This is a genomic window from Streptomyces sp. JHA26, assembly GCF_002005565.1.
Classification (GTDB): Bacteria; Actinomycetota; Actinomycetes; order Streptomycetales; family Streptomycetaceae; genus Streptomyces.
Window position 1 is genome coordinate 56994 of record NZ_BDJC01000001.1, and the last position, 12446, is coordinate 69439.

8 protein-coding genes and 1 pseudogene are annotated in these 12446 nt (G+C 72.3%); 6 read left to right on the top strand and 3 right to left on the bottom strand.

All coding sequences use genetic code 11. From position 1 onward, the window contains the following. Window positions 1-357: 357 nt before the first annotated feature. From JHAT_RS00235 to JHAT_RS00250, 4 genes are read left to right on the top strand one after another with little or no spacing between them, the layout of a single operon-like run. Window positions 358-1716, top strand: a complete 1359-nt coding sequence (locus JHAT_RS00235) for an extracellular solute-binding protein (protein WP_077795931.1) — start codon at window positions 358-360, stop codon at window positions 1714-1716. Then, window positions 1713-2654, top strand: coding sequence for a carbohydrate ABC transporter permease (locus JHAT_RS00240; RefSeq protein ID WP_077795932.1), 942 nt, complete (start codon window positions 1713-1715; stop codon window positions 2652-2654). Before JHAT_RS00235 ends, JHAT_RS00240 begins: the two co-directional genes overlap by 4 nt. Beyond that, on the top strand, window positions 2651-3514 hold the full coding sequence (locus JHAT_RS00245) for a carbohydrate ABC transporter permease (RefSeq protein ID WP_077795933.1): 864 nt from the start codon (window positions 2651-2653) through the stop codon (window positions 3512-3514). The genes JHAT_RS00240 and JHAT_RS00245 overlap by 4 nt, the downstream gene beginning before the upstream one ends. A gap of 56 nt (window positions 3515-3570) precedes the next feature. Beyond that, window positions 3571-5076 carry an alpha-N-arabinofuranosidase gene (locus tag JHAT_RS00250; RefSeq protein ID WP_077795934.1) on the top strand — a complete coding sequence of 502 codons (1506 nt, stop codon included), beginning with the start codon at window positions 3571-3573 and terminating at the stop codon, window positions 5074-5076. A 7-nt stretch (window positions 5077-5083) separates the two neighbouring features. Here the strand turns inward: JHAT_RS00250 and JHAT_RS00255 are convergent, their stop codons facing one another. After that, entirely contained in the window at window positions 5084-7816 is a 2733-nt protein-coding gene (locus tag JHAT_RS00255; protein ID WP_253195355.1) for a beta-galactosidase, read from the bottom strand. Window positions 7817-7912: 96 nt separating this feature from the next. Between JHAT_RS00255 and JHAT_RS00260 the strand changes: the two are divergent. Both JHAT_RS00260 and JHAT_RS00265 read left to right on the top strand, forming a co-directional pair. Next, a pseudogene (locus tag JHAT_RS00260) lies at window positions 7913-8369 on the top strand (RrF2 family transcriptional regulator). 169 nt (window positions 8370-8538) lie between these two features. Further along, the gene (locus JHAT_RS00265) at window positions 8539-9189 is read left to right on the top strand and encodes a DUF4360 domain-containing protein (RefSeq protein ID WP_077795935.1); all 651 of its coding nucleotides are present in this window, start codon (window positions 8539-8541) and stop codon (window positions 9187-9189) included. A gap of 332 nt (window positions 9190-9521) precedes the next feature. Here the strand turns inward: JHAT_RS00265 and JHAT_RS00275 are convergent, their stop codons facing one another. Then, a complete protein-coding gene (locus tag JHAT_RS00275; RefSeq protein ID WP_077795936.1) occupies window positions 9522-11165 on the bottom strand; it encodes a histidinol-phosphate transaminase in 1644 nt (547 codons plus the stop codon). Window positions 11166-11281: 116 nt separating this feature from the next. Continuing rightward, on the bottom strand, window positions 11282-12430 hold the full coding sequence (locus JHAT_RS00280) for an aldose epimerase family protein (protein WP_171990674.1): 1149 nt from the start codon (window positions 12428-12430) through the stop codon (window positions 11282-11284). Window positions 12431-12446: the final 16 nt, after the last annotated feature.

Genomic DNA, 12446 nt, shown 5'->3' on the forward strand with positions numbered 1-12446 from the left:
GTTCCGCTCTCGTCGGATGCCGCGGCGTTCGTCGTGCGACATGCCGGAGCCCCGCCCGGTTCGGCCGCCTCCGCTTTCCGTGGCGGCCGCGGGCGCCCGCCCGGCGCGCGGCCCTCTCCCCGCCTGGCGCGGCACGGCGGGCGGACGCGCCCGTCCCCGCCGGCACCCCGCGATCCGGAGAGCCTCATTCCATGGGAGAAGACCGTCCCTGCTCAAAAGTCCTGCGCGACTTATTGACGCGAACGGGCTCCCACCCTACGTTTCCCGTTCGAAGTTACGAGCGAGATTCGATATATCGAACAGTCGGAGTGGCCATCCGTTCCCCGGCGGGAACGACACCGACAGATGAGGCAGGGCATGGGACGACCTGACCTGAATCGCAGACACTTTCTGACCGTGGCGGGCGGCCTGACGGTCGCGGGCGGCTTCGGCTTCGCGGCCCTGGGCACGGGCGCCGACGCGCTCGCCTCCGGAGCGGACACCCGCGTGCGCTACTGGAACCTCTTCAGCGGCGGCGACGGCTACAACATGATCGCGATGCTGGACTCCTTCCGCGAGGACAACCCCGGCATCGACGTGAAGGACTCCACCCTCCAGTGGGGCAGCCCCTTCTACACCAAGCTCGCCATGGCGGCGGCCGGCAACCGTGCGCCGGACCTCGGCGTCATGCACCTGGGCCGGGTGACCGGCTTCTCGCCGGGCCGCCTCCTGGACCCCTGGGACGTCGGACTGCTCGCCCGGTACGGGGTGCGGGAGGAGGACTTCGACCCCGCCCTGTGGAAGCGCGCCGTCATCGACGGCAAGCTCTACGCCCTGCCCCTCGACATCCACGTCCAGCTCTGCTTCTACCGCAAGGACGTGCTGAGGAAGGCGGGACTGCTCGGGGACGACGGCCGGATGGTCCCGGTGACCTCCACCGAGGAGTGGTTCGAGGTCCTGAAGGAGGCCGGGAAGGCCACCGCGAAGGGACTGCAGACCATCGGCCTGTGGCACAGCGACCAGAACTTCCAGTGGTGGTTCTTCGTCGCCTTCTACACCCAGCTCGGCGGCACCTGGTTCGACGACGCCGACACCGAGGTCACCTTCGACACCGACAAGGCCGTGCGGGTCCTGGAGTTCCTGCGGCGGCACGTCGCCGAGGGCTACGCCAACCCCTCCTACGGCGGCACCGCGGGTGCCGAACAGTTCGTCAACGGCTCCCCCTTCGCCTGGGAGGGCAACTGGTCCGTGCCGGTCTTCGACACCGCGAAGCTCGACTACGGCGCCACCCCGCTGCCGCCCGTCTTCGGCACGCGGGCCACCCACGCCGAGTCCCACTCCTTCGTCCTGCCGCACCAGGCCGACCGCGGCGGCGCCGCCAACGAGGGCGCGCACCGGCTCGCCGCCTACGTCGTCCGGCACGCCCGGCAGTGGGCGGCCGGCGGGCACATCCCCGCCCACACCCCGACCCTGTCCACGGCCGCGTACCGGAAGCTGCAGCCGCAGAACGAGTACGTCTCGGCCATGGACCACCAGGCCACCGAGCCCAAGGTGTGGTTCGCCGGGTCCACCGGCATCCTCGCCCAGCGCGTCGGACCCATCGTCGTCTCCTCGACCACGGGTTCCGCGAAGCCCGAGGCCGCCGCCCGCCGGATGAAGAGCACGCTCACCGAACTGCTCGCCATGAAGAACCCCATGGACGGCCGCACCGCCGCACAGGGAAAGGCCGGCGCATGACCACCACCAGCGCTGAGACGATCATCCGCCCGGCACGTGCGAAGACCATCGCCGACAGCGTCGGCGTCCGCCGCGGGCAGGGCTTCCAGCACGGCGGCTGGTTCGTCGCCCCGTTCCTCGCGCTCTTCGCGCTCTTCGTGATCTGGCCGCTGCTGCGCGGCCTCTACCTCAGCTTCACCGACGCCGACATCTCCGGCGACGGCGCGGACCTCGTCGGCCTGGACAACTACCGCGAGGCCCTGAAGGACCCCCTGATGTGGGACTCGCTCGGCCACAGCGCGTACTTCACGCTGCTCGTCGTGCCCTGCATCACGGTCCTCGCCTTCTTCCTGGCGATGCTCGCCCACCACATCGAGCGCGGTAAGTGGCTGTGGCGGCTGTGCTTCTTCCTGCCGTTCCTGCTGCCGTCCACCGTCGCCGCCAACCTGTGGCAGTGGCTGTTCAACCCCGGCACCGGCATGGTCAACCACGTCCTCGGCCTCGACACGCCCTGGCTGACCGACAAGTCGTACGCCATGCTCGCGATCGTCATCACCACCCTGTGGTGGACCGTCGGCTTCAGCTTCCTGCTCTACCTCGCCGCCCTCCAGGGCATCCCCGCCCACCTCTACGAGGCCGCCAGGCTCGACGGCGCGAACGCCTGGCACCGCACGGTCCACATCACCCTGCCGATGCTGCGCAACATCACCGGGCTCGTCGTCGCCCTGCAGATCCTCGCCTCGCTCCAGGTCTTCGACCAGGCCGTCGTGATGCAGGACTTCGGCCCCGGCCCCGAGGAATCGACCCGCACCTTCGTGCAGTACACCCTCGAACAGGGCTTCACCAGCTACCGCGTGGGCTACGCCTCCGCGATCTCCGTCATCTTCTTCGTGATCATCGCGGCCGTCGCCCTCGCGCGGATGTGGCTGCTGCGCAACCGTGAGGAGGACGGCCGATGACCACCGCCGCGGCACCGGTACGGACCGAGGCCCGCAGGGCCTGGACGACCGGTCAGATCGTGCTCACCCTCCTCGGCGCGGCCGTCTCCGCGGTGTTCCTGGCGCCGCTGGCCTGGGCGCTGTTCACCTCCCTGAAGTCGGAGACCGAGGCCGTCGAGGTACCGCCGCACTGGCTCCCGGAGGCCTGGACCGGCCAGGCCTGGACGGCCGTGTTCGAGAACGGCGACATCACCGACTGGTTCGTCAACTCCCTGGTCGTCTCCGTGTGCGTGACGACGATCGTGCTGCTGGTGAGCGCCCTGGCCGGATACGGTTTCGCCCGCACGGAGTTCCGGGGCAAGGGCTTCCTGATGGGCCTGGTGATGGCGGGCCTCATGATCTCCCCGGCCGTGCTCGGAGTGCCCCTGTTCACCACGGTCCAGCAGATGGGGATGGTCGACACCTACTGGGGCATGATCCTGCCGCAGTGCGCGCCCGCCGCGATGGTCTACATCCTCTACAAGTTCTTCCAGGGCGTCCCGCGCGAACTGGAGGAGGCCGCCTTCATCGACGGCGCGGGCCGCTGGCGCGTCTTCTTCACGATCATCGTTCCGCTCTCGCGCCCCTCCCTGGCGGCGGTCGGCATCTTCACCTTCATCAGCTCGTGGAACAACTTCCTGTGGCCGTACATGGTGACCAACAACCCCGACCTGATGACCATGCCGAACGGCATCGCGACCGTCATGAACTCCTACGGCATCCAGTGGGCCCAGCTCATGGCCGGCGGTCTCCTGGCGGGCCTGCCGCTGATCGTCGTCTTCGTCTTCTTCCAGCGCCAGATCGTGGCGGGCGTCGCCCACACCGGCCTGGCCGGCCAGTGACGAAGCCGGCCACCACGCACCCGCACCCGCACCCGAGAACGCAGCGAAAGGAACCCATGCGCACCGCCCGTTTCACCCTGGACCCCGCCTTCACCGTAGGTGAGGTGAACCCCCGTCTCTTCGGCTCGTTCGTGGAACACCTGGGCCGCTGCGTGTACACCGGCGTCTTCGAGCCGGACCACCCCACCGCGGACGAGGCCGGCCTCCGGCAGGACGTCCTCGACCTCGTCAGGGAACTCGGCGTCACCACCGTCCGCTACCCCGGCGGCAACTTCGTCTCCGGCTACAGGTGGGAGGACTCCGTCGGCCCCGTCGAGGACCGCCCCCGCCGCCTCGACCTCGCCTGGCGCTCCACCGAGACCAACCGCTTCGGCCTCTCCGAGTACATCGCGTTCCTGAGGAAGATCGGCCCCCGGGCCGAGCCCATGATGGCCGTCAACCTCGGCACCCGGGGCGTCGCCGAGGCCCTGGAGCTCCAGGAGTACGCCAACCACCCCTCCGGCACCGCCCTGTCGGACCTGCGCGTCGAACACGGCGACAAGGACCCGTTCGGCATCCGCCTGTGGTGCCTCGGCAACGAGATGGACGGCCCCTGGCAGACCGGCCACAAGACCGCCGAGGAGTACGGCCGGATCGCCGCCGAGACCGCCCGCGCCATGCGCCAGATCGACCCCGGTGTCGAGCTCGTCGCCTGCGGATCCTCCAGCCAGTCCATGGAGACCTTCGCCGAGTGGGAGACGACGGTCCTGAAGGAGACGTACGACCTGGTCGACCACATCTCCCTGCACGCCTACTACGAGCCGCTCGACGGCGACGTCGACTCCTTCCTCGCCTCCGCCGTCGACATGGAGTCCTTCATCGAGAACGTGGTCGCCACCTGCGACCACGTCGGCGCCCGCCTGAAGTCGAAGAAGAGGATCAACCTCTCCTTCGACGAGTGGAACGTCTGGTACATGGCCAAGACCCAGGCCGAGGTGAGCGCCCTGGACTGGCCCGAGGCACCCCGCCTCCTGGAGGACAACTACAGCGTCATGGACGCGGTCGTCTTCGGCTCGCTCCTGATCGCCCTGCTCCGGCACGCCGACCGCGTCACCGTCGCCTGCCTCGCCCAGCTCGTCAACGTCATCGCCCCGATCATGACCGAGCCCGGCGGTCCGGCCTGGCGGCAGACGACGTTCTTCCCGTTCGCCCAGGCCTCGAGGTACGGCCGCGGCGAGGTGCTCGACGTCCGCGTGGACTCGCCGACGTACGAGACGAAGAGGTACGGCGAGGCCGACCTGCTGCACGCCACCGCCGTGCGCGCCGGGGACGGCACCGTGACCGTCTTCGCCGTCAACCGCTCCCGCACCGAGCCGCTGCCGCTCGACGTCGCCCTGAACGGCCTCGACCTGAGCGAGGTCGTGGAGCACAGCGCCCTCGCGGACGCCGACCCCGACGCCCGCAACACGCTCGCCGAGCCCGAGCGGGTCGTCCCGCACCCGGTCGACGGCACGGCCCTGGAGGACGGCCGGCTCACCGCCGTCCTGGAGCCGCTGTCCTGGAACGTGATCCGGCTCGGCTGAGCCGGCGTCAGGTCTCCCGGCAGCCGGGGGAGACGACCGGTTCCACCGGCACCCCTCCGGCCGCGCCGCCCAGCACGGTGAGCCGCACCGACCCCGGCCCCGCCGGGATGCCGCCGCCGGCCAGCACCGCCAGCGCGAGGGTGTTGGCGGCGGCACGCGTGCGCAGGACGCCGTTCGGCAGGACCAGCGTGTGCTGCGTGCCCGCCGCGCCGTTGACGTACTCGCCCATGTTCCAGCCGTTCAGGAAGACCTGGACGCGGTAGTCGCGGTCCGGGTCGTCGTCGAGGGTGAGCCCGATCGAGGCGTCGACGTCCGGCGGAACGTCCAGCCGGAACGTCGTCCGGTACCACGTGACGCCCTGCCGGCGGTGCGCGCGGGGGAAGGTCACGGACTCCCAGTCGCCGTCGTCGTACCCGGGCAGGTGCCAGCCCTTCCGTTCCCCGTACAGCCCGCCGTTGTTGAGCGGTCCGCGCACGGGGTCGGAGGCCGTCGCGCCCCGCAACCGCCAGTGCACCTCCGGCGAGGTGCCCCCGAAGGAGGCCGACACGAGCCCCCGGGCCGCCCGGTGGTCGTCCTCGCCGTGCTGCGTGCGCCGGACCAGGACGGACAGGACGGGGGAGTCCGGCCGCCCCTCGCGCAGCCGCCTCCGCAGCCCCTGCGGCAGACGGAAGCCGGCCGTGGCGGTCCACGTGCCCTTCCCCGTCTCCCGGTCCACGTGGTGGGTGCCCAGCGGCTCCCCGTCCAGCCAGGCCATGAGCATCCCCCGCGCGCCCGTGCCGTACGTGAGGGAGACGGACTCCAGACCGGCGGCGCCGGTGAGCCGGCCCCGGTACCAGACGTCGCCGTAGTGGAAGCCGTAGTCGTCGGCGAAGAGCACGGGCTGCTCGTCGGGCACGGGCGTCGGGCCGGCCGACGTCCTGCGGTCGGCGACCGTCCAGTCGGAGTCGTCGTGACCGGGCAGGGCCTCCGGGTTCTCGTCCCGGCACCGCCAGCCGTCGAGCACGGGCGGCACCAGTTCCGGCACGCCCGGCAGCGGCTGCCTCGACCGCAGGCTCCGGGCCCGGCTGACCGACGTGGGGACCGGGCGGCCGTTCCAGGTGACACCGGTGATGCCGCGCGGCGCCCACACCTCCAGCCCGTGCGCGTCGACCGTGTCGCCGGTCAGCCGCACCGTGTCGCCGTCCAGGGCGGCGTCGCGCAGCAGCGCCGGGCCGTACACGAGTCCCTTGCCCGACGGCGTCTCGTACGGCCACAGCCGCAGGGAGACGGCGTCGTCGGCGAAGAGCAGCAGCAGCGTGCGGTCGGAGCCGGCGCCGCGCACCCGCACCCGGGTCAGGCCGCCCGCCCCGAGCGGCGCCGTCACGTGCAACTGGTCCTTGTCGTACGCCCAGGCGGCCTCCTCGTCCAGCCGGGTGGGCCACGGCTCGTCGGGGCAGTCCAGCACGAGGTGGGCCATCTCGCCGGTCCGGCCCACGAAGGCGGCGATGTCCAGCCGCCCGACGCTCAGGGTCAGCATGGGCTGCACGGTGGCGTGGGCCAGCTTCCGTCCCCCGCCCAGGTCGAGCCCGGCGGCGAGCAGCCTGGCGTCCCGCGCGGGCACGGTGACCGGCACGTCCGTCCCGGCCATCGGCAGCGTGGACGTCACGTCCTCGGCGGTGTCGTTGCGCAGGACGTACACATGGGCGCCGGTGTCCGGGTTGGTCAGGTGCCGCACCTGGATCCGGGCGTCGCCGGCCCGGACCCCGGGTGCCGCGTCCAGCCGCGCCACGTCGGGGACGTGGCGCAGGAGGTGGCCGATCTGGTGGAGCGGGGCGAGCTTGCCGGTGGGCCTGCGCGCCTCGTCGATCGCCGCCGCGGGGTCGTACGTGGGCGCGGGCGCCGACGGCGCGGCCAGCCAGCCCCACGAGGTGCCGCCGAACACCGGGCCGGCGCCGTGCAGCGTGATGCCGTCGGCGAGGTGGGCGAGATGGACCCGCCGCGCCTCGGCCGCGTCCGCGGTCCGGTGCACCACCCCCCGGGCGAGCGGGGTGCCGTCGTGGAGGAAGGGCACGTCGATGCCGTCCGCGCGGATCCTCCGCCGCAGGCGGGCCGAGGTGCCGGGCCGCGGGGCGCCGAGCCGGTAGAGCAGGACGGTGCCGGTGCCCCGCGTGTACTGGTGCCGGGCGGCGACGGCGTCGACGCGGGCCAGCCACTCCTCGGCGTGCCGGAGGTACGCCGGACCGGTGGCGCGGGCCGCGTCCCCGGCCGCCGTCAGCCAGCCCGGCAGCCCGCCGGCGTCGACGTCCGCGTCGATGTGCGGGCCCGGCCGCAGGACGACGTACAGACCGGTCTCGGCGGCCGTGCGCAGGAACAGGTCCAGGTCCCGGACGCCGGTGAAGTCGTAGCGGCCCGGGGCGGGGGAGTGCTGGTTCCAGGCGACGGGCACGTCGACCGCGTTGAAGCCGTACGCCCGCATCTTCTGCAGCACGTCCCGCCACAGGGACGGGCTCGGCAGCCGGAAGGGGTGCAGTTCGCCGGCCCACAGCGCGAGGCGCCTGCCGTCGACCAGCAGGGAGTACCGGTCGAGGGCGACCCGGTGGCGCACCCCGTCGGCGCGGGGCGGTGCGGGCGGCGGCCCGGTCGGTACGGGGCCGGGGGCGCCGGAGGCCTGCACCGTCCCGCCGCTCATGCTGCCGCCGAGGGCGAGACCGAGGACGGTGGTGCCCGCGAGGGCGCTGAAAACTCGTCTGCTGAGCTCCAAGGGAGCCTCTCCTGTTGCCTGTACCGCTGGTGCCGGTGCGTCCGCCGGGACACCTGTGCCGGGCCCATTGTCCACAACGCCCCGCACCATGGGCGTATGAGGATCTCGGCACGGGCGGACTGCGCGGTACGGGCGGTTCTGGAACTCGCCGTCCGGCAGGGCGAGAGCCCCGTGAAGGCGGAGGCGGTCGCCACCGCCCAGGACATCCCGCACAAGTTCCTGGAGGGCATCCTCGGAGACCTGCGCCGGGGCGGCATCGTGCGGAGCCGGCGCGGCGGGGGCGGCGGGTACCTGCTGGCGCGAGGCGTCCGCGGTCACGGTCGCGGACGTGATCCGGGCGGTGGACGGCCCGATCGTCTCGGTGCGCGGCGAGCGGCCGACGGGCCTCGTGCACACGGGCACGGCGGGGCCCCTGCCGCCCCTGTGGGTGGCGCTGCGCGCCAACGTCCGCCGGATCCTGGAGGGCGTGACCATCGCGGACCTGGCGGCGGACGCGCTGCCGGAGCCGGTGCGGAAGCCGGCGGCGGAACCGGCGGCGTGGGAGAACCCGTAGGCCCGTGACGGGCCCCGCTTTTGGCCGGAGTTCCCCCTGTCCGGGACGAACGGGTTCCGCTTACGATGCGACCGCCCTGTGGATGACATGTGCACGACTATTCACATGGCACGCACATTCAACCAGTTCCCGTTCCGCTTCCACCCCCCACCGACCGGATGGGAGACCCATGGCCACCGGCCTGCTCCTGAGCGGCACGATCGCCGCGCTCCTCACCTCCGCGCTGCCCGCGCAGCACCAGCCCTCCGGCGGGTTCGACGACCCGCCCCCGGACAAGATCGTCATCAAGGTCGCCACGGTGAACGGCTCCGGCTGCCCCCAGGGCACGGCCGCCGTCGCCGTCTCCGAGGACAACACGGCCTTCACCGTCACCTACAGCGAGTACCTGGCCCAGGCCGGCGGCGACTCGGCGCCCACCGCGTACCGCAGGAACTGCCAGCTCAACCTGCTCGTCCACGTCCCGCAGGGCTTCACCTACGCCGTCGCGAGCGCGGACTACCGCGGTTTCGCCGCGCTCCAGCCGGGCGCCAGGGGCACCCAGCGGGCCTCGTACTACTTCCAGGGCTCCCCGAACACGGAGTACCGCGCCCACCCGTTCAACGGTCCCTACGACGACAACTGGCAGGCCACCGACTCCACCGACTGGGCCCAACTGGTCTGGGCACCCTGCGGGGTCCAGCGCAACTTCAACATCAACACGGAGCTGCGGGTGAGCGCCGGGACGGACCCGGACCAGGTCAGCTTCATGACGATGGACTCGACCGACGGCGGCATCAGCACCGTCTACCACCTGGCGTGGAAGGAGTGCCCGGAGTCCTGACCCCGGCGCCGTCAGGGGTCACGTCCCGCCCGGCCGGCACAGCAGGGGCTCGTCCGGTTCCGCGCGGGGGTGGTGGCCCTCGGAGCGGATGACGTCCTTGCCGACCTCGTCGGCGAGGTGGCGCGGGAGCCCCCGGCGATCGAGTCCGCCGGGGGCTCCCCGTACGGATACGCGCCCTCGTCGGCGCCCTCGAGGGTCGCCGGGTAGCCGTGATGCGGACCGGCCGCACGTCGTCGCGGGGGTGGCGAGCAGCGGCCTGCCGCCCAGCACCTGCTTCTGGAGCGCGGTCCGGGACCGCCGGCCGGCCGGGCGCCCGTCGAGGGCGTCGGGGGTCAGCCCGTGCGGCCCATGTCCGCTGCGTCCGGCCAGGCCCGCGGTCCCGGGCGACCCGTCGCCGGTACCGGGTCCAGGCCGTCGGTGCCCCGGACCTGGGCGGCCGTGAGGCCCCCGCGGGCCGGGACACCGGGCGGGGTGGGACCGGTGGGCACCGGATACCCGACCGACGCGGCAGCCGGGGCCTGGGCCGGAACCGGGACGGGCGCGGGCTGCGGGGCCGGTGCCGGGTGGGGGACCGGCCCCGGCCCGGGATACGGCACCGGCTGGGGCACCGGCGCGGGGCCGGGCGCGGCGGCCGCCGCCGGAGCGACCGGCACCGCGGCGGGGAGCGGCATGCCGGTGCCGGTGCCGGTGCCGGGGGCCGGAGCGGCGGCGAGCCCGGGGGCACCGGCACCGGTGGTCCGTGCGGTGATCGCGCGCATCCCGGAACCGTTGGTCTCGTACACCAGGCGGTCCACCGCCGCCGTGCCCGAGCTGTAGTCGGCCCCGGTGGCCGGCTCGGGCACGGCGGCTCCCCTCCCGGCCCCGTAGAGCACCTGTTCCAGACCGGACACCAGGCGACGCACGTCCACCTGGGGGCGCACCACGAGACGCAGGAAGCGGCTGGACGAACCGATCTTGTTGCCGCACTCGCGGACCAGGACCCGGTGCTCGGCGAGCATGCGGTCGCGCACGACGGTGCCCTCCGCGCCCACGGGGAGGCGGACGAAGAGGAAGTTGCCCTGGGAGGGGTAGACGGTCAGGCCGGGCAGCGCGGACAGTTGGGCGGCCATCTCCAGGCGGTCGCGGCGCACCTGGTGCAGGCTCTGCGCGTACTCGGGGCCGTGGTCGCGCAGCATGAACACCACGTGTTCCGCGAAGGAGTTGAGGTTCCACTTGGGCAGCATGGAGCGCACCCGGCCCGCCAGCGCCGGGTTGGCGACGAGGTAGCCGAAGCGGATGCCGTGCAGTCCGAAGTTCTTGCCGAGGCTGCGCAGCACCACGACGTTGGGGCGCAGCATCGCCTCCTGGACGACGCTGGGTTCGGCCTCCGCGTCGGCGAACTCCAGGAAGGACTCGTCGACCACGACGAGGTCCCGGTCGGCCATGGCGTCCATGAACTGCACCAGCGCCTGCTTGTGCAGGTAGCCGCCGTCGGGGTTGTTGGGGTTGCAGACCACCACGGTCCGGGTGCCCCTGGTCCGGACGAACTCGGCGTACCGGGCGAGGTCGAGGGCGAAGCCGCCGGCCTCCTGGAGCGGGAACATGTCGACCCGCTTGCCGGTCTCCATGGGCTGGTCGGTCCAGCGGCCGAAGGTGGGGACGGGGACGGCGAGGGACTCCCGGACCAGCAGGTGGTCGATCCAGGTGATCAGCTCCGTGGAGCCGTTGCCCATCGCCACGCACTGCGGCGGGAGTCGGAGCAGGCTGCACAGTTCGGCGGTGATGGTGTCGGCGCCGCTCGGGTAGTACGTGATGATGTCGCGCAGCCGGCCGGCCATCTCCTCGAACATCGCCGGGGTGGGGAAGTACGGGTTGCAGGGGATGCAGAAGTCCACCGGACCGGCGCCCGCCGCCTCGCCGCTCTCCCGCGTCAGCGCCGCCATCGAGGGGCTGTGCGCCGCGGTGCTGCGGAACAACGAGGTGACGTTGCCGGACAAGGAGACCTCCGTGAGTGGGCGGCCCGTGCGGGGGACACGGGCCGCCCAGGTATACGGAGGCGGACGGGGCACCGTTCAACACGTGTGAAGAAAGTGTGCCCGTGTGCTGTCGTCGGCTACGCGTCGAACGAGTGCACCGTCGTCGTCCGGTACGTCTCGCCGGGCCGCAGCACGGTCGACGGGAACGAGGGGTGGTTGGGCGAGTCCGGGAAGTGCTGGGTCTCCAGGCACAGGGCGTCGCCCTGGCGGTAGAGGGAGCCGCCGGTGCCGGTCAGGGTGCCGTCGAGGAAGTTGCCCGAGTAGAACTGCAGGCCGGGCTGGTCGGTGGCGATGCGCAGGGTGCGGCCGGAGGCGTGGTCGCGCAGGGTGGCGATGTGCTCGGGGCGGTCGGTGATGCCCTTGTCGAGCACCCAGTTGTGGTCGAATCCCTTGGCGGTGACCAGCTGCGGGTGGGCGTCGCGGATGTCCCGGCCGATCGGCTTGGCGCGGCGGAAGTCGAACGGGGTGCCCGCGACCTTCGCCAGCTCGCCGGTGGGGATCAGTCCCGCGTCGGTGGGCGTGAACCGGGAGGCGGCGATCGACAGCTCGTGGTCCTCGATGGTGCCGCTGCCCTCGCCGGCCAGGTTCCAGTAGACGTGGCTGGTGAGGTTGACGACGGTGGCCCTGTCGGTGGTCGCCTCGTAGTCGATGCGCCAGTCGCCGCGCCGGGTGAGGGTGTACGTCACCTTCGCCTTCAGCGTGCCCGGGTAGCCCATCTCGCCGTCGACGCTGGTGTAGTGCAGGACCAGGCCCACGTCGGAGCCCGCGGTGAACGGCTCGACGTCCCACACCCGGTAGTCGAAGCCCAGGGCGCCGCCGTGCAGGGAGTTCTCCCCGTCGTTGACGGAGAGCTGGTACTCCTTGCCGTCCAGGGTGAAGCGGCCCTTGGCGATGCGGTTGCCGTACCGCCCGATCAGGGCGCCGAAGTGCGGGCTGCGGGCGACGTAGTCCTCGAGGTTGTCGAAGCCCAGGGAGACGTTCGCGTAGCGGCCCCGGCGGTCCGGGATCTCCAGGGACTGCACGACGCCGCCGTACGACAGCACCTTCATCCGCGTGCCGCCGTTCTCCAGCGACCAGCGGTACACCTTCGTGCCGTCGGCGAGCCTGCCGAAGAGCTCCTTCACCGGCTTCCTGCCTCCCGTGGCGTGTGCCGTGCCGCCGAGCGTGGTGGCGGCGATGCCCGCGGCCGCGGCGGATGCCATGACCGTGCGTCTGCTCAGTTCCATTGCGGCTCCTGTACTT

Bases quoted from the DNA above. Each gene is read 5' to 3' on its own strand.
- JHAT_RS00235 (WP_077795931.1), top strand. From the start codon at position 358: ATGGGACGACCTGACCTGAATCGCAGACACTTTCTGACCGTGGCGGGC.
- JHAT_RS00265 (WP_077795935.1), top strand. From the start codon at position 8,539: ATGGCCACCGGCCTGCTCCTGAGCGGCACGATCGCCGCGCTCCTCACC.
- JHAT_RS00240 (WP_077795932.1), top strand. From the start codon at position 1,713: ATGACCACCACCAGCGCTGAGACGATCATCCGCCCGGCACGTGCGAAG.
- JHAT_RS00250 (WP_077795934.1), top strand. From the start codon at position 3,571: ATGCGCACCGCCCGTTTCACCCTGGACCCCGCCTTCACCGTAGGTGAG.
- JHAT_RS00280 (WP_171990674.1), bottom strand. From the start codon at position 12,430: ATGGAACTGAGCAGACGCACGGTCATGGCATCCGCCGCGGCCGCGGGC.
- JHAT_RS00245 (WP_077795933.1), top strand. From the start codon at position 2,651: ATGACCACCGCCGCGGCACCGGTACGGACCGAGGCCCGCAGGGCCTGG.